The 24,980-nt window shown below is 64.5% G+C and carries 24 protein-coding genes and 2 pseudogenes; 18 read left to right on the plus strand and 8 right to left on the minus strand.

Annotated elements, in window-relative coordinates; all coding sequences use genetic code 11:
• Nucleotides 1-464: pseudogene (locus J2Y63_RS16340) on the minus strand (IS21 family transposase); the annotation flags it as partial.
• A gap of 366 nt (nt 465-830) precedes the next feature.
• On the opposite strand from J2Y63_RS16340, the pseudogene thyA reads away from it, so the two are divergent.
• From thyA to J2Y63_RS16370, 6 genes and pseudogenes are all read left to right on the plus strand, one after another.
• Nucleotides 831-1,112, plus strand: a pseudogene (gene thyA / locus J2Y63_RS16345) (thymidylate synthase); the annotation flags it as partial.
• 15 nt (nt 1,113-1,127) lie between these two features.
• Entirely contained in the window at nt 1,128-1,649 is a 522-nt protein-coding gene (locus J2Y63_RS16350) for a dihydrofolate reductase (RefSeq protein ID WP_435266956.1), read from the plus strand.
• Between the two features lie 267 nt (nt 1,650-1,916).
• On the plus strand, nt 1,917-3,053 hold the full coding sequence (gene hflK / locus J2Y63_RS16355) for an FtsH protease activity modulator HflK (protein WP_256117045.1): 1,137 nt from the start codon (nt 1,917-1,919) through the stop codon (nt 3,051-3,053).
• The gene (hflC, locus tag J2Y63_RS16360; RefSeq protein WP_435266957.1) at nt 3,053-4,006 is read left to right on the plus strand and encodes a protease modulator HflC; all 954 of its coding nucleotides are present in this window, start codon (nt 3,053-3,055) and stop codon (nt 4,004-4,006) included. Before hflK ends, hflC begins: the two co-directional genes overlap by 1 nt.
• 4 nt (nt 4,007-4,010) lie before the next feature.
• Nucleotides 4,011-4,199 (plus strand): DUF2065 domain-containing protein, encoded by a 189-nt coding sequence (locus tag J2Y63_RS16365; RefSeq protein WP_327508263.1) that lies wholly within the window; start codon nt 4,011-4,013, stop codon nt 4,197-4,199.
• Between the two features lie 178 nt (nt 4,200-4,377).
• Nucleotides 4,378-5,859: a DegQ family serine endoprotease gene (locus J2Y63_RS16370; protein ID WP_435267199.1), complete on the plus strand. Its 1,482-nt coding sequence runs from the start codon at nt 4,378-4,380 to the stop codon at nt 5,857-5,859.
• A 246-nt stretch (nt 5,860-6,105) separates the two neighbouring features.
• Here J2Y63_RS16370 and serB read toward each other — a convergent pair whose 3' ends face one another.
• Nucleotides 6,106-6,996, minus strand: a complete 891-nt coding sequence (serB, locus tag J2Y63_RS16375) for a phosphoserine phosphatase SerB (RefSeq protein ID WP_435266958.1) — start codon at nt 6,994-6,996, stop codon at nt 6,106-6,108.
• Between serB and miaA the strand changes: the two genes are divergently transcribed.
• On the plus strand, nt 6,995-7,906 hold the full coding sequence (gene miaA / locus J2Y63_RS16380) for a tRNA (adenosine(37)-N6)-dimethylallyltransferase MiaA (RefSeq protein ID WP_435266959.1): 912 nt from the start codon (nt 6,995-6,997) through the stop codon (nt 7,904-7,906). The genes serB and miaA overlap by 2 nt on opposite strands.
• Here miaA and J2Y63_RS16385 read toward each other — a convergent pair.
• Nucleotides 7,896-9,905 (minus strand): ATP-binding protein, encoded by a 2,010-nt coding sequence (locus J2Y63_RS16385; RefSeq protein WP_435267200.1) that lies wholly within the window; start codon nt 9,903-9,905, stop codon nt 7,896-7,898. The genes miaA and J2Y63_RS16385 overlap by 11 nt on opposite strands.
• 406 nt (nt 9,906-10,311) lie before the next feature.
• Between J2Y63_RS16385 and J2Y63_RS16390 the strand changes: the two genes are divergently transcribed.
• Genes J2Y63_RS16390 through J2Y63_RS16400 form a run of 3 tightly spaced genes read left to right on the plus strand, consistent with a single transcriptional unit; the run spans nt 10,312 to nt 13,393 of the window.
• The gene (locus J2Y63_RS16390; RefSeq protein ID WP_435266960.1) at nt 10,312-12,090 is read left to right on the plus strand and encodes an acetolactate synthase 3 large subunit; all 1,779 of its coding nucleotides are present in this window, start codon (nt 10,312-10,314) and stop codon (nt 12,088-12,090) included.
• 19 nt (nt 12,091-12,109) lie between these two features.
• Entirely contained in the window at nt 12,110-12,682 is a 573-nt protein-coding gene (ilvN, locus tag J2Y63_RS16395; RefSeq protein ID WP_256117038.1) for an acetolactate synthase small subunit, read from the plus strand.
• A gap of 45 nt (nt 12,683-12,727) precedes the next feature.
• On the plus strand, nt 12,728-13,393 hold the full coding sequence (locus J2Y63_RS16400; protein WP_435266961.1) for a hypothetical protein: 666 nt from the start codon (nt 12,728-12,730) through the stop codon (nt 13,391-13,393).
• Nucleotide 13,394: 1 nt separating this feature from the next.
• Here the strand turns inward: J2Y63_RS16400 and J2Y63_RS16405 are convergent, their stop codons facing one another.
• Nucleotides 13,395-14,240, minus strand: a complete 846-nt coding sequence (locus tag J2Y63_RS16405) for an aldo/keto reductase (RefSeq protein WP_435266962.1) — start codon at nt 14,238-14,240, stop codon at nt 13,395-13,397.
• Nucleotides 14,241-14,365: 125 nt separating this feature from the next.
• On the opposite strand from J2Y63_RS16405, the gene J2Y63_RS16410 reads away from it, so the two are divergent.
• The 4 genes from J2Y63_RS16410 (at nt 14,366) to J2Y63_RS16425 (ending at nt 16,685) form a co-directional block, all read left to right on the plus strand.
• Complete coding sequence (locus J2Y63_RS16410; RefSeq protein WP_256117034.1) at nt 14,366-14,959, plus strand: LysE family translocator; 594 nt, start codon at nt 14,366-14,368, stop codon at nt 14,957-14,959.
• Between the two features lie 148 nt (nt 14,960-15,107).
• On the plus strand, nt 15,108-15,683 hold the full coding sequence (gene nthA, locus J2Y63_RS16415; protein ID WP_435267201.1) for a nitrile hydratase subunit alpha: 576 nt from the start codon (nt 15,108-15,110) through the stop codon (nt 15,681-15,683).
• Complete coding sequence (nthB, locus tag J2Y63_RS16420; RefSeq protein ID WP_435266963.1) at nt 15,680-16,339, plus strand: nitrile hydratase subunit beta; 660 nt, start codon at nt 15,680-15,682, stop codon at nt 16,337-16,339. Before nthA ends, nthB begins: the two co-directional genes overlap by 4 nt.
• A complete protein-coding gene (locus J2Y63_RS16425; RefSeq protein ID WP_435266964.1) occupies nt 16,326-16,685 on the plus strand; it encodes a nitrile hydratase accessory protein in 360 nt (119 codons plus the stop codon). The genes nthB and J2Y63_RS16425 overlap by 14 nt, the downstream gene beginning before the upstream one ends.
• On the opposite strand, the gene J2Y63_RS16430 is transcribed toward J2Y63_RS16425, so the two are convergent.
• Nucleotides 16,682-17,770: an AbrB family transcriptional regulator gene (locus J2Y63_RS16430; RefSeq protein ID WP_435266965.1), complete on the minus strand. Its 1,089-nt coding sequence runs from the start codon at nt 17,768-17,770 to the stop codon at nt 16,682-16,684. The two genes, J2Y63_RS16425 and J2Y63_RS16430, sit on opposite strands and share 4 nt — an antisense overlap.
• Before the next feature lie 149 nt (nt 17,771-17,919).
• On the opposite strand from J2Y63_RS16430, the gene J2Y63_RS16435 reads away from it, so the two are divergent.
• The gene (locus tag J2Y63_RS16435; protein ID WP_435266966.1) at nt 17,920-19,047 is read left to right on the plus strand and encodes an ATP-dependent DNA helicase; all 1,128 of its coding nucleotides are present in this window, start codon (nt 17,920-17,922) and stop codon (nt 19,045-19,047) included.
• A 78-nt stretch (nt 19,048-19,125) separates the two neighbouring features.
• Here J2Y63_RS16435 and J2Y63_RS16440 read toward each other — a convergent pair whose 3' ends face one another.
• Both J2Y63_RS16440 and J2Y63_RS16445 read right to left on the minus strand, forming a co-directional pair.
• A complete protein-coding gene (locus J2Y63_RS16440) occupies nt 19,126-19,803 on the minus strand; it encodes a MerR family transcriptional regulator (protein ID WP_435267202.1) in 678 nt (225 codons plus the stop codon).
• Between the two features lie 333 nt (nt 19,804-20,136).
• Nucleotides 20,137-21,228 carry a hypothetical protein gene (locus tag J2Y63_RS16445; RefSeq protein WP_435266967.1) on the minus strand — a complete coding sequence of 364 codons (1,092 nt, stop codon included), beginning with the start codon at nt 21,226-21,228 and terminating at the stop codon, nt 20,137-20,139.
• A gap of 246 nt (nt 21,229-21,474) precedes the next feature.
• Here J2Y63_RS16445 and J2Y63_RS16450 point away from each other — a divergent pair, with 246 nt between their 5' ends.
• Nucleotides 21,475-22,227 (plus strand): pyridoxine 5'-phosphate synthase, encoded by a 753-nt coding sequence (locus J2Y63_RS16450; protein WP_435266968.1) that lies wholly within the window; start codon nt 21,475-21,477, stop codon nt 22,225-22,227.
• 42 nt (nt 22,228-22,269) lie between these two features.
• Here the strand turns inward: J2Y63_RS16450 and J2Y63_RS16455 are convergent, their stop codons facing one another.
• A complete protein-coding gene (locus J2Y63_RS16455) occupies nt 22,270-23,157 on the minus strand; it encodes an SDR family oxidoreductase (protein WP_435266969.1) in 888 nt (295 codons plus the stop codon).
• Nucleotides 23,158-23,309: 152 nt separating this feature from the next.
• Between J2Y63_RS16455 and J2Y63_RS16460 the strand changes: the two genes are divergently transcribed.
• Both J2Y63_RS16460 and J2Y63_RS16465 read left to right on the plus strand, forming a co-directional pair.
• Nucleotides 23,310-23,717 (plus strand): winged helix-turn-helix transcriptional regulator, encoded by a 408-nt coding sequence (locus tag J2Y63_RS16460; RefSeq protein ID WP_256117024.1) that lies wholly within the window; start codon nt 23,310-23,312, stop codon nt 23,715-23,717.
• Nucleotides 23,718-23,735: 18 nt separating this feature from the next.
• Nucleotides 23,736-24,980 (plus strand): FAD-dependent oxidoreductase, encoded by a 1,245-nt coding sequence (locus J2Y63_RS16465; RefSeq protein ID WP_435266970.1) that lies wholly within the window; start codon nt 23,736-23,738, stop codon nt 24,978-24,980.

Here is a 24,980-nt window from a genome sequence, read left to right on the forward strand (position 1 = left end):
TGCGATAGCTTGATGTGTGCGACCTGAAGCTTGGTGCGCTCGCCGCCGATCACGGCATAATCTTCACTCCAATCGAACTGGAATGCCTCGCCTGGGCGGAAAGACAGCGGAACGAATACGCCGCGGCCCGCCGTCTGCTGCTCAACCCGCCACTCACGGGCAAAGGCGGCGACCCGACCATAGGAGCCGGTAAAGCCGAGAACCACCAGATCGGCATGAAGCTGCTTCAGCGTTCGGCGCTGCTTGCGCGACCTCCCGGCCTCGGTCTTCAGCCAGGCCGCCAGTTTGTCGGCAAAAGGATCAAGCTTGCTCGGCCGCTCCGGTACCGTGAACGTCGGCTCGATCGTACCAGCGTTCAAATACTTCGCGATCGTGTTACGCGACAAACCGGTATGCCGACTGATCTCGCGGATCGACTGCTTCTCGCGCAGCTTCATCCGACGGATGATGTTTAAAAGTCCCATGTGGATCACTCCGTTGCCCCCGTCGCTCACCGCGTTGGGGGAAGGTTCACATGGCTCAATTCTCAATGGAAATTATGCGCCTAACCGGCTCAGTTCTGCGTGGAAACCAACACGAAGGGTTAAGTCGATACACAGGTGGCCTTGCGGCTGCCTTTTTTGCGCGCCCCTATACAATTTAAAGTTTAATTTTGTTGCTTTTGGGCAATCATAGATTGCTGGCACCCCTCCGGGGTGCTAAAAAAAGGGGGGAGAAGACAGAAGGGTTAAATCATTAGCTGTGCCGCTGATGTGCTGCTAGTTAACAAGCCGAGATTCCAATGAAACCGAGTCGAAAGTTGGTACCTAATGGATCATAAAACTGTTGATGTCGGAAAACCCTTCAACATCGCCTCATATGCGTTGCTCACCATGATGGTGGCGCAGGTGAGCGGTTTGCAGCCGGGCGATTTCGTGCACACGCTGGGCGACGCGCATATCTATGCCAACCATTTCGAGCAGGCGCGCACGCAATTGACGCGCCGGCCGAAGCCCTTGCCGTTCATGAAGCTCAATCCGGACGTGAAGGACCTTTTCTCCTTTAAATTCGATGACTTCACCCTGATCGGCTACGAAGCCGATTCAACCATCAAGGCGCCCATTGCCGTCTGACTTTCAGGAACCCGCATGACCGAAGCCAAGATCGTCCTCGTCGTGGCCGTCGCGCGAAACGGCGTCATCGGCCGCGATGGCGACCTGCCGTGGCGCCTGCCGTCGGACCTGAAGCGGTTCAAGCAGCTGACGCTCGGCAAGCCGGTGCTGATGGGCCGCAAGACCTGGGATTCGATCGGCAAGCCGCTGCCGGGCCGGCCGAACATAGTCATCACCCGCGATGCCACCTTTGCAGCGCCGGGCGCCCAGGTCGTCTCGTCTCTCGACGAGGGACTGATTGCCGCGCGGCGTGAGGCAAAGGACCTAGGGGTGGACGAAGTCTGCGTCATCGGCGGTGGGCAGATCTATGCTCAGGTCTTCGACCGCGCGGACGTGCTGCATGTCACGCATGTCGAGGCGGATGTGGAGGGCGATACGCGCTTTCCCGAGATCGATCCGGGCGTTTTCGAAAAGACCGTCGAAGAGCCCATCCCGCAGGGCGAGAAGGACAGCCACGCCATGCGCTTCGTCACCTGGCGCCGGAAGATGGCTGCGTAAACCATAAATCGTGCCGATCACGAACTATTTTGCCGCACAAACCCGTCAGGTCACGCGGATTTGTTGAAAGGTGCCGGAGGGATACCTATAACGGGTTCACCTTGCGTAGCGCGGCGAAACATTCCGCGAGATGCGGCCTGGAGCAGTTCCGGCAAAAGTGCGATGCGGTTTTGCATCCGGAACTGCGCATAAACAAGAAATGGAGTGTTTTCGTGTTTCGGAGAAATGCGAACATGCTTCATGGGGATTTGAGAGAAAGAGGTATTGATGCCCTGGAGTAATCAGAACGGCGGCGGCGGCCCTTGGGGCGGCGGCGGCGGCGGTGGCGGAAACAATCAGGGGCCATGGGGGCAGGGACCGAACCGTCCCCGCGGTGGCGGTGGAGGCAGCAATGGCGGCCCGCCGGACCTTGAGGATATCATCCGGCGCGGCCAGGACCGGCTGAAGAGCGTCATGCCCGGCGGCATCAATGGTGGCGCGGTCGTCATCGCGCTGCTTCTCGTCGGCGTCTTCTGGCTGATGAACTCCATCTATACCGTCCAGCCGGACGAGCGCGGCGTTGAACTGCGCTTCGGCAAGCCGAAGCAGGAAATCTCCATGCCCGGCCTGCACTTCCACATGTGGCCGTTCGAGACCGTCGAACTCGTCAAGATCACCGAGCAGCAGCAGAATATCGGCCGCCGCACGGCAGCGTCGAATTCGGATGCCTCCGGCCTGATGCTGACCGGCGACCAGAACATCGTCAACGTGCAGTTCTCGGTGCTCTATTCGGTCACGGATCCGGAAGCCTACCTCTTCAATCTCGAATATCCGGCAGAGACGCTGCAGCAGGTTTCCGAAAGCGCCATGCGCGAAGTCGTCGGCCGCCGTCCTGCCCAGGACATTTTCCGCGACAACCGCCAGGCGATTGCGGAAGGCGTGAAGACGACGATCCAGGCGACCATGGATGCCTATGGCGCCGGCATCTCGATCAACACCGTCGCGATCGAGGATGCGGCCCCGCCGCGCGAAGTCGCCGATGCCTTCGACGAAGTGCAGCGCGCCGAGCAGGACGAAGACCGTTTCCTCGAAGAAGCCAACCAATATGCCAACCAGAAGCTCGGCCTTGCCCGTGGTCAGTCGGCGCAGTTGCGTGAAGAAGCTGCCGCCTACAAGGACCGCGTCGTCAAGGAGGCGGAAGGTGAAGCGTCGCGCTTCCTCTCGGTCTACGAGCAATACAAGCTGGCCCCCGACGTGACCCGCAAGCGTCTCTTCCTCGAAACGATGGAAGGCGTGATGAAGAACTCCAAGAAGGTCATCATCGACGAGAAGCAGGGCGGACAGGGCGTCGTGCCCTTCCTGCCGCTGAACGAACTCGGCCGCGGAACGACCCAGCAACAGCAGAGCACGGGAGGCACTCAGTAATGGGCAACCGTCTACCAGCCATTCTGATCGCCGTCGGCGTTCTCCTGTTCATCGCCTATTCGTCGGTGTTCGTCGTCAACGAGCGCCAGCAGGCGATCGTCATCCGCTTCGGCCAGATCCAGGACGTCAAGGCCGAGCCCGGCCTCTACTTCAAGCTGCCCTTCGGCTTCATGGATGCCGACAGTGTGCAGTACATTCAGGACCAGGCCCTGCGCTTCGATCTCGACGACATCCGCGTCCAGGTCTCGGGCGGCAAGTTCTACGAAGTCGATGCCTTCGTGGTCTACAAGATCACGGATGCCCGCCGCTTCCGCGAAGCCGTCTCGGGTGACCGGGAATCGGCCGAATCGCGCCTGCGCACCCGTCTCGATGCGGCACTTCGCCGGGTCTACGGTCTGCGCGGCTTCGAATCTGCGCTGTCGGAAGAGCGTGCGTCGATGATGCGCGAAGTCCGCGGCGAACTGACGAACGACGCCTCCAACCTGGGCCTCACGATCTCGGACGTGCGTATCCGTCGCACGGACCTCACGCAGGAAGTCTCGCAGCAGACCTTCGAGCGCATGAAGGCCGAGCGTCTTGCCGAAGCCGAACTCATCCGCGCCCGCGGTAACGAAGCCGGCCAGCGCCGCCGCGCCATCGCCGACCGCCAGGTCGTCGAGTTCATTGCCGCGGCCCAGCGCGATTCGGAAATCCTGCGAGGCGAGGGCGAAGGCGAGCGCAACCGCGTCTTCGGCGAAGCCTTCTCGCAGGATCCGGCCTTCTTCGACTTCTATAGGTCGATGAGCGCCTACAGTGCGTCCATGACGTCGTCCGACACCACGCTGGTGCTGTCGCCGCAGTCGGAATTCTTCCGCTACTTCGAGGATGCGGCGGGCACGACGCCCACCACCTCGGGTGCCGCGACGGGAACGACGAACGGCACGGCAACGACGCCGACGACGACGGCAAACTGACGCCGTGGCCGATTTCCTGACGGGAATCGCCTTCTTCATGATCATCGAGGGGCTGGTGTACGCACTGGCCCCTTCGGTTTTGAAGCGCATGGCGGAAATGTTGCCGCAGATTCCGGAAAGCCAGCTGCGCGTCTCGGGCCTCGTTGCCGTGGCGCTCGGCGTGGTCATGGTCTGGTTCATTCGGGGCGGGTGAACGGGACGGCTTGCAGCCGCCCGCGAAGACGGGCAAGACTTCACATCAAATTCAACGCGGCGGACTGATTTTCGCCGTATCCGCGGCAAACACTCGCCACGATGGCCAGGACAAGAGGATGCCGAATATGGCTTTGAAGATGAGGTCCAGCGCAGCGCAAACGGCACTCGCGCTCGCGATGAGTTTTTCGCTGGTCGCGGGTGGGCCGTTCGTGGCGCCGGCGCTAGCACAGGTGAAGCCGGCGGCAGGCCCGGATTCGGTCGCCGATCTCGCCGAAAGCCTGCTTGACGCGGTGGTGAACATTTCCACCTCGCAGAACGTCAAGAGCGACGACAAGGCGCCCGTACCGCAGGTGCCGGAAGGTTCACCCTTCCAGGATTTCTTCGACGAGTTCTTCAAGGGCGAAGGCGGCGAGGGCGGCGGCAACCAGGGGCAGACGGTCAATTCGCTCGGCTCCGGCTTCGTCATCGATCCCTCGGGCTTCATCGCCACGAACAACCACGTCATCGAGGGTGCGGACGATATCGAGGTGAATTTCGCCAACGGTTCCAAGCTGAAGGCGAAGCTGGTCGGCACCGATCCGAAGACGGACCTTGCCCTCCTGAAGGTCGAGCCGAAAGCGCCGCTGAAGGCGGTGCCCTTCGGCGATTCCCGTACCATGCGCATCGGCGACTGGGTGATGGCGATCGGCAACCCGTTCGGCCTCGGCGGCTCGGTGACGGTCGGCATCATTTCCGCCCGCGGCCGTAACATCAATGCCGGCCCCTACGACAACTTCATCCAGACGGATGCCGCGATCAACCGCGGCAATTCCGGCGGCCCGCTGTTCAACATGAAGGGCGAGGTCATCGGCATCAACACGGCGATCATCTCGCCGTCGGGCGGCTCGATCGGCATCGGCTTCTCCGTGCCGACGGAACTGGCGCAGAACATCTTCACGCAGCTGCGCGATTTCGGCGAGACGCGGCGCGGCTGGCTCGGCGTGCGCATCCAGCCGGTCACCGACGACATCGCCGAAAGCCTCAGCATGGCCGAGGCGAAGGGCGCGCTCGTTGCCGGCATCATCAAGGGCGGCCCGGTCGACAACGGTTCGATCGAGACAGGCGACGTCATCATCCGCTTCGACGGCAAGGAGGTCGACGAGATGCGCGACCTGCCGCGCGTCGTGGCCGAAAGCCCGGTCGGCAAGGCGGTCGACGTCGTGCTGCTGCGCGACGGCAAGGAGATGACCGTCAAGGTCACCCTCGGCCGCCTCGAGGACGGCGAGAAGGAGGCCGGCGACGACGCAGTGACCCAGGAGGACACCCCGACCGAAGACGGCACGACGCCGCAGACCGGCGAGCAGGTACAGCCCAGCAAGGCCGGCACGGTCCTCGGCATGGGCATCAGCGACCTCGACGAGCAGGCGCGCAAGACCTTCGAGATCGTCGAAAGCGTCAAGGGCGTCGTGATCACCGAGGTGACGCCCGAATCGGCCGCCTCCGAGCGCGGCATCGTGCCGGGCGATGTGATCGTCGAGGTCGGCCAGGAAGCCGTGACGACCGCCGAAGAGGTGAAGACCCGCGTCGCCAAGCTGAAATCGGAAGACCGGCGCAACGCGCTCCTGATGATCGCCAACCGCACCGGCGCGCTGCGCTACATCACGGTGCGCATCGACTGAAGGCGAGTCCGTTCAGGGGCTTGCCGGCGAAAATTGCCGGATAGAATCGGGCCGCTGGAGCACTGCTTCAGCGGCCAGTCCGCCACACCTCTCCTCCGTCATCCTCGGGCTTGACCCGAGGATCCACGTCCCGCGGCACGCCTTGAGCTCTGGGCATGGGTCCTCGGGTCAAGCCCGAGGATGACGGAGGAGAGGTGTGTGCCCAAGGATGGCGGAGCGCGCGGAGCGAGGTTTTTGGCGACCGGCTTACGTCGTCACGAAATCCGATTTGCGATATCCCTGGAGATAGAGCAGCGCGGTGAGGTCGCCGTGGTCGATGCGGATTTTTGCTTCCGCCGCGACGGCGGGCTTGGCGTGCAGGGCGACGCCGGCGCCGGAGAGGTGCAGCATGCCGAGGTCGTTGGCGCCGTCGCCGACGGCCATTGCCTCTTCCGGCGAGATGCCGAGGCGCTCGGAAATCTCGATGAGGGCATCCACCTTCGCTTGCTTGCCGAGGATCGGTTCGGCCACTTCGCCGGTGAGCTTTCCGTCGGCATCGAGCAGCAGGTTGGCGCGGTTTTCGTCGAAGCCGAGCATGGCGGCGATGCGGCTGGTGAAGACGGTGAAGCCGCCGGAGACGAGGGCGGTGTAGAAGCCCTTGGCCTTCATGGTCGCGATCAGTTCGCGCCCGCCGGGCGTCAGCGTGATGCGCTTGGCGATGACCTCGTCGATGACGGAGACGGGCAGGCCCTTCAGCAGCGCGACACGCTCGCGAAGGGCGGGCTCGAAGGCGATCTCGCCGTTCATGGCGCGCGCGGTGATGGTTGCCACGCGGTCCTTGAGGCCGACTTCGGCGGCAAGCTCGTCGATGCATTCCTGGCCGATCATGGTGGAATCCATGTCGGCGATCAGGAGCTTCTTGCGCCGCGTTTCCGCTTCCTGAATGGCGAGATCGATTGGCGCGTTGCCGATTGCCGCGGAGATTTTGTCGCGCGCGGCGGCGATATCGCTGTCGTCGCGCAGCGCGATGTCGCAGGCGATGCCGTCGGCGAGCCAGTACAGGCCGGAGGCCTTGACCTGATCGGCGGCCTTTTCGGCGAGCGCTGGGGTCAGGACAGGATTTGACGGATTGGCGACAAGCGTGGCAACGAAAGCCATGATGAGAAACCTTGATCGAAAGCAGGACGCGATCCTGATAACCGGCCCGACGGCCAGCGGCAAGTCCGCGCTCGCCGTGCGGCTGGCGCGCGAGCACGATGGCGTGGTGGTCAATGCCGACAGCATGCAGGTCTACGACACGCTGAACATCCTCACCGCCCGGCCGCAGCCGGAGGATATGGGTGGCATCGACCACCGCCTCTACGGCCATGTGCCGGCGGGTGCCGCCTATTCCACCGGCGACTGGCAGCGCGAGGCGACGGGCCTCGTGGGGGAGTTCAGGGCGCGCGGCAAACTGCCGGTCTTCGTCGGCGGCACCGGCCTTTATTTTCGTGCGCTGACCGGCGGGCTGGCGGATATGCCCGTTATTCCAGACGATGTTCGCGAGCGCGTTCGCGGTAGGCTCGCCGCCGAGGGGGCAGAGGCTCTGCACCGGGACCTCACGGAGCGCGACCCGCGGACGGCCGCCCGCCTGAAAGCGGGCGACGGCCAGCGCATTCTCCGCGCGCTGGAGGTACTGGAGACGACGGGGCGGTCGATCTCGACGTTCCAGGCCGCGGCGGGGCCGGCGGTGATCGATCCGGCGCGGGCGGAAAAGATCGTCGTGCTGCCGGATCGCGCGGTGCTCGCCACGCGCATCAACCGGCGGTTCGCCACGATGCTGACATCCGGCGCGGTGGAGGAGGTGAAGGCGCTGCTGGCGCTCGATCTGTCGCCCGCCATGCCGGTCATGAAGGCGATCGGCGTGCCGCAGATCGCGGCGATGCTGGCAGGCGAGATGAGCGAGGCCGAGGTCATCGAACGCGGCGCGGCGGCGACCCGGCAATATGCCAAGCGCCAGATGACCTGGTTCCGCAACCAGCTCGATGACAGCTGGCAGCGGATCGATCCGCTATCCTCTAGCGCCTGATCAGACTGCTTAGCGGTTTCTTCAGAAGCTGCTCGCGGATCGAGGAGCCTTCGCGCCGGGGCTCCTGTTGCTCGCCGAAGGCCGGCGCCGGGCGTGCCGGCTGGCGGTAGGGATCGGCGGCCGGGCGTGGCGGCTCGGAGGTGAGTTCGCGGCGGATCGACTCGAAACGTTCCTGCGTCGACGGTTCATAGGCGCCCTGGGCGCCGGGCAGCATGTCCGGGCGGTAAGGTTCCGGCGCGGGCGGCGTTGCCGGTCGCGCTGCGGCGGTGGCAGCGGCGGCCTGGAGCGTGTCGATATAGTCTTCCTCGTCCTCGTAGGGCGCATCCTCGTAGCCGGTTGGCAGGGCGCCCTGGGGCTGCGAGGCGAGGTAGGAATTCTGGAAGCCGGAAATATCCGGCCCGGAGATCGCGCGCATGCGCGACACGATCGAGCGCAGGTCGACGCTTTGCGGCGTTTCGTCGGAGACCTTGACGCTGGTGCCGTTGGTCTTCGGCAGGCGGTCCGCCTCGACGCGCGTGAAACGCATGCGCATGGGCACCGCGACGGCCTCGCCGAACGCGATCGCCTCGCCATTGCCGATCGAGGAGATGAAGCTCGTCGTCGAGGAGGAGGAATTGGGGATCGCCGAGCGGATGATCTCCTGGTCATGCTCGTTGGCAAGGCGCATGGCGAAGATCGTCGAGCACTGAGAGAGGATGGTCGGGTCGAGTTCGCCGGGGCGCTGCGTGATGATGCCGAGCGAGACGCCGTATTTGCGGCCTTCCTTGGCGATGCGGGCGATCGCCTGGCGCGTCGGCGTGAAGCCGAGCTTGGGATCGGCCGGCACGTAGCGATGCGCCTCTTCGCAAACCACCAGCATATGCACGCCGCCATTGCTCCACAGGCCGATTTCGAAGGCCATGCGGCAGAGCACTGACGCAACCGAATTGACGACTTCCGACGGAATTCCGGCGAGCTGGAAGGTCGTCACCGGCTTGCCTTCGCCGGGAATGCGGAAGATGCGGGCGATCGTGTCGAGGATCGTGTCGGTGATCGTGTTCGAGGAGAACATGAAATGATAGCGCGGGTCGTTGATCGCCGACATGATCTTGACCTTGAGCGAACGCAGGTGCGGCTTTTCCGAGCGGCCTTCGAGCCTGCCGATGCGCTCGTCGACGAGCGCCAGCAGGTCGGCGATGCGGAAGGGGACCGGCGTGTCGGCCGTCACCGAGCTCTTCTCGGTCGCGCGGCGCATCAGGCCGTTTTCGCTCGTGCCGCGGAAGGCGCGTTTGGCTTCCGGGATCAGGTCGCGGAGAATGTCCATCTCCTCCGGCACCGGCGGGCGGCCGCGGAAGACGACTTCGGCGAATTCCTCCAGCCGGAACAGCCAGAAGGGCAAGTCGAGCGTATCGGTATCGATGACGACGGCGAGGTCGCCGAAGGCGGAGGCGAATTCATTGTGCGGGTCGAGGATCAAAACGCGCAGGCGCGGATCCGCCTGGATCGCCTTGTGCAGCAGCAGCGTGACGGAGGTGGACTTGCCGACGCCGGTCGTGCCGACGATGGCGAAATGTTTCTCCAGCATGGAGGGCACATGGATCGTCGCGTCGAGGGTCTCGTCCTGCGTCAGCTTGCCGATCGTGCAGACGTCGTTCTTGCCGGTGTCATAGACCTTGGCGAGGTCGGAGGCGCGGATGCGGTGGGCGATCGCGCCGAGATGGGGATAGTCCGTGATGCCGGCGGAAAAAGTCTCGCGTCCGTCCGCGCTGACATTCACTTCACCAAGAAGCTCGACCTCGATGCGGAAGACCGTGTCGTGGTTCTCCACCCAGCTCTGCTGGTCGGTGGACATGGAGTAGACCAGCGCCACGACGCGGTTGCGACCGACGGAGATGGAGATGAGGCGGCCGACCGCCCAGAGTTCCGTGAGCGCCGTCTGGCCGCCTTCGGCGACAGCGCTGATCGTGGCACGGGACCCGTTGCAGGCGACGATGCGCCCGAGCAGACGGTTGCCCACCATGCCATCCCGGCGCTCCTGCTCGCCGGCGACGATCGAATTTTGGAAATCATTGTTCAGCAATCACGGCACTCCTTGCCATCAAAGAGTGACCTTATCGGCTGCCGCTTAATAAGACGTTTCGGCGCGATACATCCTTTGGTTGTAATTTCTCAAATATGCGGGAATCCGTGCCGTTTCGAAACAGATGGAAAGGGCGTTGACGTGCGTTGGCTTTGTGGCTAACACTTCGCCCCATGAAAAATCTGACGGCAAACATTCTTGTGGTGAGAACGCGCATGGGCAGGATGGTGTAACCATCCGGCGAAAGCACCCATGCGCGGTAAGCAGGCTCCTCCAAGGGGCCTTTTTTTATGCCCAGAAATTCGATAATCACCCCGAAATACGAATAGAGACGGACGGGAATCCGATGAGCGGAACAGAAAACCAGATGACGGGCGCGGAAATTGTCTTGCAGGCGCTGCGGGACAATGGCGTAGAACATATCTTCGGCTATCCGGGCGGTGCCGTCCTGCCGATCTATGACGAGATCTTCCAGCAGGACGACATCGAGCATATCCTCGTGCGCCACGAGCAGGGCGCCGGCCACATGGCCGAAGGCTATGCCCGCTCCACCGGCAAGGTCGGCGTCATGCTCGTCACCTCCGGCCCGGGCGCGACCAATGCCGTCACGCCCCTGCAGGACGCGCTGATGGATTCGATCCCGCTCGTCTGCCTCACCGGCCAGGTCCCGACCACGCTCATCGGCTCGGATGCCTTCCAGGAATGCGACACGGTCGGCATCACGCGGCCCTGCACCAAGCACAACTGGCTGGTCAAGGACGTCAACGATCTCGCCCGGATCATCCACGAGGCCTTCCGCGTCGCCCAGTCCGGCCGTCCGGGTCCGGTCGTCGTCGATATCCCGAAGGACGTCCAGTTTGCGACCGGCACCTATACGCCGCCGTCCGCAGCACCCATTCAGAAGAGCTACCAGCCGAAATTGCAGGGCGATGCCCGCCAGATCGAGGCGGCCGTCCACCTGATGAAGACGGCGCGTCGTCCGGTCATCTATTCCGGCGGCGGCGTCATCAATTCCGGCCCGGAGGCCTCGCGGCTGCTGCGCGAACTGGTCGAGATCACCGGCTTCCCGATCACCTCGACCCTGATGGGCCTTGGCGCCTATCCGCATTCCGGCAAGAACTGGCTGGGCATGCTCGGCATGCACGGCTCCTACGAGGCGAACATGGCGATGCATGATTGCGACGTCATGATCTGCATCGGCGCGCGCTTCGACGACCGCATCACCGGCCGCCTGAACGCGTTTTCGCCGAACTCGAAGAAGATCCACATCGATATCGACCCGTCCTCGATCAACAAGAACGTCCGCGTCGACGTTCCGATCCTCGGCGATGTCGGTAATATCCTCGAAGACATGGTCCGGCTGTGGCGCGCGGGCGCCAAGGATTACGACAAGGCGATCCAGGGTGACTGGTGGTCGTCGATCGCCCGGTGGCGGGCGCGCAATTCCTTTGCCTACAAGCAGAGCAACGACGTCATCATGCCGCAATATGCGATCCAGCGGCTCTATGAGCTGACCAAGGACCGCGACACCTACATCACGACGGAAGTGGGCCAGCACCAGATGTGGGCGGCGCAGTTCTATGGCTTCGAGCAGCCGAACCGCTGGATGACCTCGGGCGGCCTCGGCACGATGGGCTACGGCTTCCCGGCAGCGATCGGCGTGCAGGTCGCGCATCGCGACAGCCTCGTCATCGACATTGCCGGCGATGCCTCGATCCAGATGTGCATTCAGGAAATGAGCTGTGCGGTTCAGTATAACCTGCCGGTCAAGATCTTCATCCTGAACAACCAGTACATGGGCATGGTGCGCCAGTGGCAGCAGCTCCTGCACGGCAACCGACTGTCGAATTCCTACACGGAAGCGATGCCGGACTTCGTCAAGCTTGCGGATGCCTATGGCGGCGTCGGCATTTCCTGCGACAAGCCGGGCGATCTCGACGGCGCGATCCAGGAAATGATCGACGTCAAGCGTCCGGTCATCTTCGATTGCCGCGTCGCCAACCTCGCCAACTGCTTCCCGATGATCCCGTCCGGCAAAGCGCATAACGAAATGCTGCTTCCCGACGAGGCCACGGATGAAGCGGTCGCCAATGCGATCGACGCCAAGGGCCGCCAGCTCGTTTGATGAAAAGGTAGAGAAGATTATGAACGCACACCTACAGCCCACGGGCTCTGCCTATTTCATCGCCAAGGAAACCCAGGTCGCGGAGAGCCACACGCTCTCCGTGCTCGTCGACAACGAGCCGGGCGTGCTTGCGCGCGTCATCGGCCTGTTTTCCGGCCGCGGCTACAATATCGAAAGCCTCACGGTCTCCGAGACCGAGCATGAATCGCACCTGTCGCGCATCACCATCGTGACGCGCGGCACGCCGGGCGTGCTGGAACAGATCAAGTCGCAGCTGGAGCGCATCGTGCCGGTGCACCGGGTCGTCGATCTCACCGTCCGCGCCAAGATCATGGGGCAGGAGCGGCCGATCGAGCGCGAAGTGGCGCTGGTCAAGGTCACCGGCTCCGGCGAGATGCGGGCGGAAACGCTGCGCCTGGCGGATGCCTTCCACGCCAAGGTGGTCGATGCGACAGTCGATCACTTCATCTTCGAGATCACCGGCAAATCCTCCAAGGTCGACCAGTTCGTGGCCGTCATGAAGCCGCTCGGCCTCTCCGAAGTCTGCCGTACCGGCATCGCGGCGATGAACCGCGGCCCGCAGGGCATGTAATTGGCGGCGGCGCGGCATAGCCTGCTTGCCGCCGGGGCCATCGCCGTGATGCTTGCATCACCGGCGGCCCGGGCGGAGGGTGACGATGCCGCGCCACCTGTCGTCAGCAGCTACGATGCCGTCGGCGCTCTGGTTCGCGATAGCGCCGAAATCCAGTCGCATTACAAGGTCTGCCCTGCCGATATCGCAAAGACGGCGCGTCCGCTCTGGAAGGGCGTTTGGGCGAGCGCGGACTGGTCGGAAGAACGCTGCGAGCGTGATCTCGACGCCTGCCACCGCGACTGCATGGAATGGCGCAACGAGAAGGCCTGTTTCGCGCTCGGGCGCGTCTTCGAGGATGCGAAACCCGCCGTCTCGCCGCATCTGGCGCAGATGCTGTTTGCCGAGGCCTGCGCGCTCGGCAGCCGCGGCGGCTGCACAAACCGCGCTTCCGGCATTCGCAACGGGCAATATGACGGCGATCCGATGGGGGAGGCCGCGCCCGAGGCGCTGTCATCCTGCTATTTCCGGACCTTTTCCATCAGCTGCGGCGATGGCGACGCCTGGGGCTGCACCATGCTCGGGCAATCCTACCAGATCGGCGAGGGCGTCGGCCGGGATGCCGGCGCGGCACGCCGGCATTATCTGCAATCCTGCGAGATCAACCCGGATTTCGCTGCCTGCGATTTTGCCAAGAGCCTGATGCAGGACCTCGACAGCAAGGAGCAGTAGGCTAGATCATCTCCAGCGGCCGCTTGCGGGTCGGCGGCGGGAAGGCTTCGTCGAGGAGGCGGAGATCCTCCGAGGTCAGCCGGATTTCCGAGGCGCGGAAATTTTCGCTTACGCGCTCCGGCGAGCCGGATTTCGGGATGGCGATGACGCCCGGCTTCGTCAGCAGGAAGGCGAGCGCCACCTGTGCGGAGCTCGCATGGTGGATGCCGCCGATTTCCTCCAGCACCGGATGGCCGACCAGGCGGCCTTCGTCGAGCGGCGAATAGGCCATGATCGGCACGCCCTGCACCTGGCTCCAGCGCAACAGATCATATTCGATGCCGCGGCGGGCGAGGTTGTAGAGCACCTGGTTGGCGAGCGGGCGCGCCGGCTCCGCCACGTCGAGCAGTTCCACCATGTCGTCCTGGTCGAAGTTGGAAACGCCCCAGGCGCCGATCTTGCCTTGCGCCTTCAGCGCTTCGAAGGCGTCGACGGTTTCCGCGAGCGGATGGTTGCCGCGCCAATGCAGCAGGTAGAGTTCGATATGGTCGGTGCCGAGGCGCTTCAGGCTTGCCTCGCAGGCGGCGATCGTGCCGGTGCGGCTGGCATTGTAGGGCAGCACCTTGCTGACGACGAAAACCCCGTCGCGGCGGCCCCTGATCGCTTCGCCGACCACCGTCTCCGCGCCGCCGTCGGCATACATTTCCGCCGTGTCGATCAGCGTCATGCCGAGGTCGAGCCCGGCGCGCAGGCTTGCGGCTTCCTCGGCCAGCGATGACCCGCTCTCGCCCATGTGCCAGGTGCCGAGGCCGAGCGCCGGCACCTGCCGTCCGCCGGGGAAGGTGACTGCGGGAAGTTCCGCTTTCATGTTTCTACTCCGTTCAGGCGCCATGCATCAGCGATACGAATTGTATGCATGACAAGAATTGGCTGGTCGTCGCAAAGAGATGGACTATCAATCGCAAAAAACAACTGGAATATGCGAGAACCTGCATGCAGATCGAAATCTTTCTGGCGCTGCTGGTCTTCGCCTTCACCACGTCCATCACCCCCGGCCCGAACAATATGATGCTCTTCGCCTCGGGCGTGAACTTCGGTTTCGTGCGCACCATTCCGCATATGTGCGGCATCGGCGTCGGTTTCCTCGTGCTGCTGCTTGCCGTCGGCTTCGGCCTCGGCGCGCTGCTGGAGGCCGTGCCACTGGTCTATACGGTGCTGAAATTCGCAGGTGGCGCCTATCTCCTATGGATCGCCTGGAAGATCGCCATGTCGCGCACGCTCTCAGAAGGCAAGGCGGGGGCACGGCCGATGAGCTTTCTCCAGGCCGCCGCCTTCCAATGGGTCAACCCCAAGGCCTGGGTCATGGCCGTCTCCGCCATGGCGACCTATACCAATGCGGCGAACTATACGCTGAGCGTGCTCATCGTCGGCGTCGCCTTCGCGCTGGTCAATTTCCCGAGCGTTTCCACCTGGGCCGGCTTCGGCTCGGCGCTGCGCCAGTGGCTGTCGGACCCCGTACGGCTCAAGTGGTTCAACATCACCATGGCGCTGCTGCTCGTCGCCAGCCTCTGGCCGATGCTGCGCTAGAGTTTGTCAGGGAAAAGTGGAAACCGGTTTTCCCGAAAGACAAACGAGCACAAAAGGGTCTAGCGTATGAAGGACAAGCCAAGCCGGAGGGACCGCCTTGTCTCATGACTATGACGACCACCATCACAACGACAACCATTTTTCGCCGATGGAAGCGCGGGTGCGTGCGCTCGAAACCATCCTGACGCAGAAGGGGCTGATCGATCCGCAGGCGATCGACGCCATCGTCGAGACCTACGAGACGAAGATCGGCCCGCGCAACGGCGCGCGTGTCGTCGCCAAGGCCTGGGCGGAACCGGACTTCGCCGACTGGCTGCGGCGGGACGCGACGGAGGCGATCGCCAGCCTCAGCTATACCGGCCGGCAGGGCGAGCATATGCGGGCGGTGTTCAACGATGCGCAGACGCACAACCTCGTCGTCTGCACGCTCTGCTCCTGTTATCCCTGGTCCGTGCTCGGCCTGCCGCCCGTCTGGTACAAGGCGCCGGCCTATCGGTCACGCGCGGTGATCGATCCGCGCGGCGTGCTGGAGGAATTCGGCGTAGCGCTTTCGCCGGACAAGAAAATCCGCGTCTGGGACTCGACCGCGGAACTGCGCTACCTCGTCATTCCCGAGCGGCCCGCGGGCACGGAAGGGCTCGACCAGGCAGCACTTGCCGATCTCGTGACGCGCGACGCCATGATCGGCACCGGGCTGGCGCTTGCGCCGGAGGCACGGCCATGAACGGACCGCACGACCTTGGCGGCCAGCATGGCATGGGGCCGGTCGCCCCCGAGCCCAACGAGCCGTATTTCCACGCCGAATGGGAGCGGCAGGCGCTGGGCGTGACGATTTCCTGCGGCGCCTTCGGCGCCTGGACGCTCGATGAAAGCCGCCATGCGCGCGAAAACATCCCGCCCGCCACCTATCTCGCTGCGAGCTATTACGAGATCTGGATCCGCGCGCTGGAGGTGCTGCTTCAGCGGCACGGTTTCGTCAGCGCGGCGGAACTGGCCGAGGGGAGGATGCTGGAAAAGGGTGCGGCGCCGAAGCGCGTGCTGAAGGCCGACATGGTGGCCGCCGTCCTGGCGAAGGGCGGGCCGTGCGACCGCCCGCTCGACACCACGCCGCGCTTTGCTGCCGGCGAGCGGGTGCGCACGCGCAACTTCAATCCGACGACGCATACCCGCCTGCCGCGCTATGCGCGCGACAAGGTCGGCGTGGTCGAGACCGTGCAGGGCTCCTTCGTCTTCCCCGACGACAACGCGCATGGCCGGGGTGAAAATCCGCAATGGGTCTATACCGTCGTCTTTGACGGCGGGGAGATCTGGGGCGAGGGCGCGGCACCGGGCCTTACCGTGTCGATCGATGCGTGGGAGAGCTATCTTGAGCCGGTGTGAGACGCCGGCCGATTCTCCCGGCCTGCCGAAATCCGCCGAGGGTGATCCGGTTTTCGCAGAACCCTGGCAGGCGCAGGCCTTTGCCATGACGGTGCGCCTGCACGAGCAGGGCGTGTTCACCTGGGCGGAGTGGGCGGCGGCGTTGTCGCACGAGGTGCATCGTCCCGGTCGCGCCGACGATGGCCGCGACTATTTCGATTGCTGGGTCGCCGCCCTTTCGTCGCTCGTTTCGGAGCATGGCGTGGCGAGCGAGGCAGAGCAGGATGCGCTGTCCCACCGCTGGGAGCGCGCCGCCGAGGCGACGCCGCATGGCAAGCCGATCCTGCTGGAGAATGCGCCGGATTAAGACCGGTCGGCGACGAATCGGGCGAGCCACGGCCCGATCAGCGTGACGAGAATCAGCCGTGCCGTTTGCAGCGTCATGACGAAGGCGATGTCGACATTGCTCGATGCCGCGATGACGGCAATCGAGTCGAGCCCGCCGGGGCTGGTCGAGAGATAGGCGGTGAGCGGATCGACGCCGAGGACGAGGATCAGCAGGCCGGCGAGCAGGCCGGAAAAGCTGATCAGCGCCAGGATCGAGACGACGGTCGGTAGAAGCGCGCGGCGCGCATGCATGAGGATGGCGCGGGTGAAGCCGAGGCCGATGTTCCAGCCGAGCAGGGTGAAGGCGATGACCAGCAGCCATTGCGGCAACTGGATCGTCACCGTGCCGGAGGAGTTCAGCACCGCGGCGAGCGCGAAGGGCAGCAGGAAGGCGCCGGCCGGGATGCGCAGCTTCTGACCGAGGAGGCCGGCGGTGACGCCGATCACCAGCATGGCGGCCAGCGGCAGCATCGGCACCGGCTCGAACCAGGCATGCGGCGGTATCACGGCGCCGTCATGGCCGCCGAAATGGGCGACCAGCGTCGCAACGCTCGCGACGAAGACGACCCGCAGATATTGCATGAAGGCGACGAGCCGCGCATCCGCGCCATAGGCTTCCGCCATCATCAGCATGGTGGAGGCGGCACCGGGGGACGATCCCCAGATCGCCGTGGTGCCCGGCAGGAGGCCGGTGCGGGCGATCATCCAGCCGGAGAACGCGCTCATGCCGATGACAGAGAGCACGACGAACATCATCAGCAGCCAGTTTTCCGTAAACGTGCCGACGAAATCCTGAGACACCATGGTGGCGATCATCAGCGCCAGCACGACCTGCACGAAAAAGAAGAAGATGCGCGGCAGGCGGATCGTGCCGCCGGCAAGCGCCACGGCGATGCCGGCGAGCATCGGCCCCATCAGGAGGGCGGCGGGAAAGCCGGCGATCTCCAGCGGCACCGTGGTGAAGAGCGACAGGCAGCCGACAAGGCCCCATTGCAGCCAGGCCGGCAACCGGCCGGCGCCGCTTGGTGCGCTCGTTTCGTCGTTCGGATTTCGGGAGGCGGGCAAATCATCGCTCCGGAAGGTTCGCGTCTCAATACAGGCAAGCGCGCGCGGCGAACAGGGTCAAATCAGGGGGTAGGCGATTCCTTCGGCACTCTTGTGAACTCGGCGTCCCGCCCCTTGCTTCGCGGGCGCGAATCCTGCCAAGTCCGGGCATGGAATTTGCACCCCAACAGGATGAAGCGCTGAAGGCCGTCGCACGATGGCTGAAGGAAGGGCGCGCACCGCTGTTCCGGCTGTTCGGTTATGCCGGCACGGGCAAGACGACGCTGGCGCGTCACTTTGCCGAAAATGTCGATGGCGAGGTGCTGTTTGCCGCCTTCACCGGCAAGGCGGCGCAGGTGCTGCGCTCGAAGGGTGCCACCAATGCCCGCACGATCCATTCGCTGATCTATCGTTCGCGCGGCGAGGAAGAGGTGTCGGACGAGGAGACGGGCAAAACCTCGATCTCGCCGATGTTCACGATCAACCGCCAGAGCCCCGTCAGCAAGGCCGCGCTCGTCGTCGTGGACGAGTGCTCGATGGTCGACGAGGCGCTCGGCAAGGACCTGATGAGCTTCGGCACGCCGATCCTCGTGCTCGGCGATCCCGGCCAGCTTCCACCGGTCTCCGGCGGCGGCTACTTTACCAACCAGGAGCCGGACTACCTGCTGACGGATATTCATCGGCAGGCGCGCGATAACCCGATTCTTCATCTCGCCATGCAGATCCGCGAGGGCGGCGATATCGCTTACGGCGATTATGGCGCAGCGCGCGTCATCGGGCGCAACGAGGTCGATCAGTCGCTGGTTCTTGATGCCGACCAGGTGCTTGTCGGCACCAACAAGACGCGGCGGCGCTACAACCAGCGGCTTCGCGAACTCAAGGGGTTTACGACCGAATACCCGCAATCCGGCGACAAGCTGGTCTGCCTGCGCAACGATCCTGCCAAGGGCCTGCTTAACGGTTCGCTCTGGCAGGTGATGAGTTCGTCCAAGGAGACTGTGAAGCCCGGTATCAACCTGATGATCCGGCCGGAAGACGACGACATGGATCGCGGCGCGGCCAAGATCAAGCTGCTGAAGGCCGCCTTCGAGAATGTCACCGAGGAAATTCCCTGGACGACGCGCAAGCGCTACGACGACTTCGATTTCGGCTATGCGCTGACCGTGCACAAGGCGCAGGGTTCGCAGTGGAACAATGTCGTGCTGTTCGATGAAAGTTTTGCTTTCCGCGACACGCGCGAACGCTGGCTCTACACCGCCATCACGCGCGCCGCGGAAACGCTCACCATCGTCCGGTAGCCAGGACCCCGTACGACGGACCGCCCATCGGGGAGCGGATAGAAGGGCCGGTCGTCATGTCCGGCCCGTTCGCTGGCCTTAGTGGCCCACGATGCCCAGCATGACCGCCTTGGCGACGGCCTGGAAACGGTTGTTGCTGTTGAACTTGGCGATGATGTTCTTTTCCATCACCTGCACTTCGCCGGGCTCGATTTCGAGTGCGCGGGCGATGCGGCTCGTCGGGTAACCTTCCGCCATCAGGGTGAGGCAACGCAGCTCCGCCGCCGCGAGGCTCGCGCTGGGCGTGTTGTCGTTGGTCTCGCTCTCGTGGGCGGCGCTGAAATCGAGCAGCTCGTTGATCTGCTGCATCTGCCGGCGGATCGTCGATTGCTGTGCGGCGAGTTCGCGCTTGCGGGCGGTCATGGCGTTGCGGAAGACGCCGTCGGCTTCCTCCTGGCTTTCGGCCGCCGAGAGGTGTTCCAGCAGTTCCTGGATCACGGCGACGGGCATGCCCGTCTCGCGGCAGGTGTTGACCACCGCCATCTGCTGGATTTCTTCCGGGCCGTAGACCCGCATGGGGCCGACGCGGGCCGCCGTCAGCAAGCCCTTTTCCTCGTAGAAATGCAGCGTGCGATGGGTCACGCCGAAGGCGTTCGCCATGTCGGCAATGGCAAGGCGCCCTTCCGGCAGGTTTTCCGGCAAGGGTGCGACGGGCAGGAAACGAATGGATTTGCGCGCGCCCGTCCGGCTGTCGGCCTTCTTCGACTCATTGGTCATCATGAAAGCGGCCCGCAAATAAGAAATCTGGTCATGTGCTTAACCCCCGGTCGCCGGCAAAAATCCTCTTCCCCGTGAAGTCTGGATCTAGAGCCGGCGGACAATGCCCACCATTCCTCCGGCTGTGCAGGCCGGTGGAACTGTATACGATCGCGCAAAGGTCTCCGATCCGTTTCGCGACGCGATTGTGCAGGATCATGAACCCGAGCGGCACACATTACCAATCCGCCCAGCATCGTAAAATAAACCCAAGGCTTGGGCGTGCCTATCGTTATATCTAGGGATGTATTTTCTGGTGGCGCGGGCGCGCGGGCTGCAAGGAAAAGGCGAGTGCTACCGGGTCAGGCTGAAGCTCGTTCCGTCCGGAATCGGTGCTTCGGCCAAGGCCGCGGATGGCTGCAGCGTGCAGGCGGACGGCCGGCCGAGCGGGGGCGTGCCGCGCGGCGGGCCTTGTTCGCTGTGCGCAAGACATTCCATCGTGCCGCTTGCCGTGCCCGTGCGCATCGCGTGGCGATAGAGCGGTCCGGTCGCCGACAGGGTGCGGGCGGCGAAATTGACGGCCTCGTAGGCGATGCCCGCCTTGCTGCGCAGCTGCTCGGGGGAGAAATGCCGCGCATAGACCGTGTCGCCGGATTGTTCGTGGATCAGGCGCGCATAGATGCCGTGGCCGTCCGACCGATTCTCGATGCGGATCGAATATGAGAGCGGATGCGTGTCGGCCGCCTCGCGCTTGTCGACGAGATGCACGGTCCGGTGATAGCCGGCGGAGCCGGCGATGGCGCGGGCAAGCGCATTGCATTCGCCGCCCGACGGCCAGCATTGCACGATGTGCAGGCTCGGAAGGGCCTGGGCGCGGCCGGCAAGCCGGTTCTGCACCGAAAGCACGAGCTGCGCCTTGGCGATCGCCGCGTTGGTCGCCTCCGGGTAGACGGAAGGGGCCAGGAAGAACAGCGGCAACAGCGAGAACAGGGCGATCGGCGAGGAGATCGGCGCCGGCAGCCAGGAGCGGCGCGGCGCGGGCTTCTGCCGCACCACCGGACGCGCGATGGCCGCCACGGGCGGGGCCGGTTCCGGGCGGTCCTTGAGGATGCTGTATTCGGGAACGTAGCTGCCGAGCGGAACGCGAATGCGCAGGTGATCCGCCGCACCTTCCGTCTCGTAATAGTGTTCGAGAAGCTTCCTGAGCTTGCCGGCCTGCACGCGTACCAGCGGATCGTTGCCGGCGTCGAATCCCGATGGACGGGCGAAGACGTCGATGCCGATGCTGTAGCCCTTCAATTGGGCCGCCTTGCCGGACAGTTCGTTCTCGACGATGTAGGAGAGGAACGAGCGCAGCCGCTCGGAACGGGCGAAAGTCTCGCTGGTGATGACGGCGTTGAGCGCGCGCCGCACGAGATCGCACGCCGGCCTGTCGGTCCTGCTCATGGTGTTGCCACAGAGGAGGCCATCTTCGCTGCCTGGTTTCCTTCCCGTTCCGATATAGAGGCGCAAGAGCGCGCTATCCCCAAAATTCTGGGGGAGTTTATCGGTGATTCTTGATGATGGGCAAGGGGCGAGGCGATCCCTCCCGGCCAAATCGCGTGCGCGGCCTGTTCCTGCGGCTCTTGCGGCGATTGCCCTTGTGGAAACAACAGGCTAGACCTGTCTCCTGCAACAGGAGCCCGCTTCGTCATGCCTGCGAAACTGTCGGTCAATCTCAACGCCATCGCCATGCTGCGCAACCGCCGGGACCTGCCCTGGCCGAGCGTCACGAGCCTTGGCCGGATCGCCCTTCAGGCCGGCGCCAGCGGCCTTACCGTGCATCCGCGGCCCGACCAGCGCCATGTGCGCTTCTCCGACCTTGCGCCGATCCGTAACCTCATCGACAGCGAATTCGCCAGCCTGGAATTCAACATCGAAGGCTTTCCGGAAGAGGGGTTCATGCGCCTCGTCGAGGAGCATCGCCCCGAGCAGGTGACGCTGGTGCCGGACGATCCGTCGCAGGCGACCTCGGACCATGGCTGGGATTTTCGCAGGAGCCACAATCTTCTCGGCAATATCGTCGGCCGGCTGAAGAAGCTTGGCCTTCGTGTCTCGGTTTTTGCCGATGGCGCGCCGGACCGCGAGGCGTTGACGATCGCGAAAGAGGTCGGCGCCGACCGGATCGAGCTTTATACCGGCCCCTATGGCGGCTGCTACGACGATCCGGCGCAAGCCCAGCGCATTGCCGACGTGCTCGGCGAGACGGCGGATATCGCCTTCGATCTCGGCCTCGACGTCAATGCCGGCCATGACCTGACGGTCGCCAACCTGCCGATGCTGGTGGCGCGGATTCCGCGCCTTGCCGAAGTGTCGATCGGCCACGGCCTGACTGCCGATGCGCTGGAATATGGCATGGCGGAATCGGTGCGCCGCTTCTGCCGCGCCTGCGGCCAGGACGTCTGACGGCAGCGCGGCGCCCTTTATGAGCGCCGCACCAAAAAATCATCAGCCGAGAAACGCTGCCTTGCTGGCGGCGACGAAGTCCTCGAACGGGGTCAGCGGGCGGCCGGAGAGCGTTTCGGCATCGCTGGTGACCACCGCGATCTTGCCCTCGCGCGTGTTGGCGTCGAAGGAGACGATGGTTGGGATGAAGCCTTCCGGCAGTCCGGCGCCCTTCAGGCCCTCGGCAAGCTGGGCATCCGTCACATGCACGACATTAAGCGGCTTGCCGGTTGCAGCGGAAACGATGGCGGCGATCTCTTCCGCCGTGTGGGTCTGCGGGCCGGTCAGCGTGTAGGTTTTGCTTTCGTCGCCGGCCTTCAGCACCGCGCCGGTGATGGCGGCGGCGGTGTCGTCGCGGGTGATATGGGCGATCTTGCCCTCACCGGTGGCGGTGTACCAGGAGCCGGTCTGAAGTGCGTGCGGCAGCGACATGAAGAGGTTTTCCGCATACCAGCCGTCGCGCAGGATCGTGTAGGGGATGCCGGTCGCCTTGATCGCCTGTTCGGTGCCGAGATGGTCGGGGGCGAAGGTGACGAGCGAATCGTCCGGCTGCGGCATGGAAGTGTAGAGAATGTGCTTCGCGCCGGCCTTCTTTGCGGCGGCGACCGCGGCCTTGTGCTGGGCGAGGCGGCGGCCCGGCTTGTCGAGCGCGTCCGTCGAGATGATCAGCACCTTGCCGGCACCGGCGAAGGCGGCGTCGAGCGAGGCCTCATCGTCGAAATCGGCGGCGCGGACCGTGACGCCCTTGGCGGCATAGGCCTCCAGCTTGGAGACGTCGCGCGTCGTGGCGATGAGGTTTGCGGGCGCGATCTTGCCGGAGGCGATGAGCTTGTCGAGGACGAGGCGGCCGAGCTGGCCGGAGGCGCCGGTAACGAGAACTGTGTCGGTCATGTCTATGGCCTTTCTGGCAGGGCTGGCGGGGAGGCGCCTACGGTTCCTGCTGAGGGTTGGTCTCTTATTGAGACTTGCTCTTATCTGGTGATCTGCTAGAGCCTGTAAAGGAGGCAGTTTTTTCTGCGGTGGTTACCTGGAGGGAACCTTCTATGAACAAGATCGTCGAGCGCGCCGAGGGCGAACGCGTCATGCTGATCGATGGCATCGCCATGTCAATGGACGATTGCCCGGTGCGCGACGTGCTGGACAGCGTTGGTGGCAAGTGGACCTCGCTGATGATCCTCGGCCTTGCCGACGGGCCGCGCCGCTTTTCGCAACTCCGCCGTTTCATTCCGGACATTTCGCAGCGCATGCTGACCCAAACACTGCGCGACCTCCAGCGCGACGGTTACCTGACGCGCACCGTCTATCCCACCCAGCCGCCCAGCGTCGAATATGGGCTGACGCCGCTCGGCCACTCCTTCCTTGCGCTTCTGCGCTCCCTCGTGCAGTGGTCTACGGAGAACCACGGCGCGATCCGGGCTGCACGCCTGGTCTATGACGCGGCGAAGGACTGACGCACCGGGGAAGGCGGCATGAAGCGACTGGATATCGGCATTGCCGGCGCGGGGCCTGCGGGGCTTGCGGCCGCGCTCTTCCTGGCGCGCGCTGGCCATCGGGTGGAACTCATCGAGCGTTTCGACCAGCCGTCGCCCGTCGGCTCCGGCCTGCTGATGCAGCCGACCGGGCTCACCGTGCTCGACGCCCTCGGCCTGTCGTCGGCGATCCACGCGCTCGGCAACCGCATCGACCGGCTGCACGGCGCGGATGCCCGCAGCGGCCGGACCGTGCTCGACGTGCGCTACGACGCGCTTTCCGGCGGCCGTTATGGCCTAGCCGTGCACCGGGCGGCGCTGTTTTCCGTGCTGCATGATGCGGTGGTGGCCGAGGGGCTGCCCATCCGCACCGGCATCACGCTGGCCAAGGCGGAAACCCGCCAGGCCCGCACGGCACTGCACGATCCTGATGGCGAGATCGTCGGCGATTACGACCTGGTGATCGATGCGACCGGCGCGCGCTCGCAGCTTGTCGCGGCCTCCATCGTCTCGCCGCGTGTTCGGGAGCTGCCCTGGGGCGCCTTCTGGGCGACGCTCGATTGCGACGGCATCGCGCATGATGCGCGCGCACTTGCCCAAAGGTATGACGCCGCGAAGGTGATGATCGGCGTGCTGCCGGTCGGGCGGGCGCATGCGGGCGAGGGGCGCAAGGCCGCCTTCTTCTGGAGCCTCAAGACGGCGGTGGCGGAGGCGGTGAAACAGGCGGGGCTGGAGCGCTGGAAGGCCGGCATTCGCGGCTATTGGCCGGAGACGGTGCCCTTCCTCGACCAGATCACGGATTGGGAGCAACTGACGCTCGCCCGCTACGCCCACCGCACCACGCTGCCGCCCTATGCGGATGGCATCGTCTTCATCGGCGACAGCGCCCATTCGACGAGCCCGCAGCTCGGGCAGGGGGCGAACATGGCGCTGCTCGACGCGGCCGCGCTGGCGCATGCTTTGTCATCGGCAGCTTCGCTGGAGGAGGGGCTGGCGGCCTATGCGGCCGCCCGGCGCAACCATGTGCGGCTGTTCCAGCTTCTCTCCTATGTCTTCACGCCGTTCTACCAGTCAGATTCGCAGGCGATCGCCTGGCTGCGTGACCGGCTGGTCGCGACCGTCGCGAAAATTCCGCCGGCGCCGCAGATTCTCGCGGCGATCGTCTCCGGTACGCTGGCCGACCCGTTCGCACGGGCCGGGCTGGAGGAATGCCGCTGGCAGGAGAAGGCGCTACGCGAGGCCTGA

The sequence above is a fragment of the Shinella sp. BE166 genome, from assembly GCF_051201095.1.
GTDB lineage: Bacteria > Pseudomonadota > Alphaproteobacteria > Rhizobiales > Rhizobiaceae > Shinella > Shinella lacus.

What these genes read in the sequence shown, in the direction of transcription:
- J2Y63_RS16445 (WP_435266967.1), bottom strand. Translation starts at nt 21,228, where the DNA reads ATGAGCAGGACCGACAGGCCGGCGTGCGATCTCGTGCGGCGCGCGCTC.
- J2Y63_RS16350 (WP_435266956.1), top strand. Translation starts at nt 1,128, where the DNA reads ATGACCGAAGCCAAGATCGTCCTCGTCGTGGCCGTCGCGCGAAACGGC.
- J2Y63_RS16460 (WP_256117024.1), top strand. Translation starts at nt 23,310, where the DNA reads ATGAACAAGATCGTCGAGCGCGCCGAGGGCGAACGCGTCATGCTGATC.
- nthB (WP_435266963.1), top strand. Translation starts at nt 15,680, where the DNA reads ATGAACGGACCGCACGACCTTGGCGGCCAGCATGGCATGGGGCCGGTC.
- ilvN (WP_256117038.1), top strand. Translation starts at nt 12,110, where the DNA reads ATGAACGCACACCTACAGCCCACGGGCTCTGCCTATTTCATCGCCAAG.
- J2Y63_RS16385 (WP_435267200.1), bottom strand. Translation starts at nt 9,905, where the DNA reads ATGGTGGGCAACCGTCTGCTCGGGCGCATCGTCGCCTGCAACGGGTCC.
- J2Y63_RS16440 (WP_435267202.1), bottom strand. Translation starts at nt 19,803, where the DNA reads ATGACCAATGAGTCGAAGAAGGCCGACAGCCGGACGGGCGCGCGCAAA.
- nthA (WP_435267201.1), top strand. Translation starts at nt 15,108, where the DNA reads ATGGAAGCGCGGGTGCGTGCGCTCGAAACCATCCTGACGCAGAAGGGG.
- J2Y63_RS16435 (WP_435266966.1), top strand. Translation starts at nt 17,920, where the DNA reads ATGGAATTTGCACCCCAACAGGATGAAGCGCTGAAGGCCGTCGCACGA.
- hflC (WP_435266957.1), top strand. Translation starts at nt 3,053, where the DNA reads ATGGGCAACCGTCTACCAGCCATTCTGATCGCCGTCGGCGTTCTCCTG.
- J2Y63_RS16465 (WP_435266970.1), top strand. Translation starts at nt 23,736, where the DNA reads ATGAAGCGACTGGATATCGGCATTGCCGGCGCGGGGCCTGCGGGGCTT.
- serB (WP_435266958.1), bottom strand. Translation starts at nt 6,996, where the DNA reads ATGGCTTTCGTTGCCACGCTTGTCGCCAATCCGTCAAATCCTGTCCTG.
- J2Y63_RS16370 (WP_435267199.1), top strand. Translation starts at nt 4,378, where the DNA reads ATGAGTTTTTCGCTGGTCGCGGGTGGGCCGTTCGTGGCGCCGGCGCTA.
- miaA (WP_435266959.1), top strand. Translation starts at nt 6,995, where the DNA reads ATGATGAGAAACCTTGATCGAAAGCAGGACGCGATCCTGATAACCGGC.
- J2Y63_RS16455 (WP_435266969.1), bottom strand. Translation starts at nt 23,157, where the DNA reads ATGACCGACACAGTTCTCGTTACCGGCGCCTCCGGCCAGCTCGGCCGC.
- J2Y63_RS16410 (WP_256117034.1), top strand. Translation starts at nt 14,366, where the DNA reads ATGCAGATCGAAATCTTTCTGGCGCTGCTGGTCTTCGCCTTCACCACG.
- J2Y63_RS16450 (WP_435266968.1), top strand. Translation starts at nt 21,475, where the DNA reads ATGCCTGCGAAACTGTCGGTCAATCTCAACGCCATCGCCATGCTGCGC.
- J2Y63_RS16390 (WP_435266960.1), top strand. Translation starts at nt 10,312, where the DNA reads ATGAGCGGAACAGAAAACCAGATGACGGGCGCGGAAATTGTCTTGCAG.
- hflK (WP_256117045.1), top strand. Translation starts at nt 1,917, where the DNA reads ATGCCCTGGAGTAATCAGAACGGCGGCGGCGGCCCTTGGGGCGGCGGC.
- J2Y63_RS16405 (WP_435266962.1), bottom strand. Translation starts at nt 14,240, where the DNA reads ATGAAAGCGGAACTTCCCGCAGTCACCTTCCCCGGCGGACGGCAGGTG.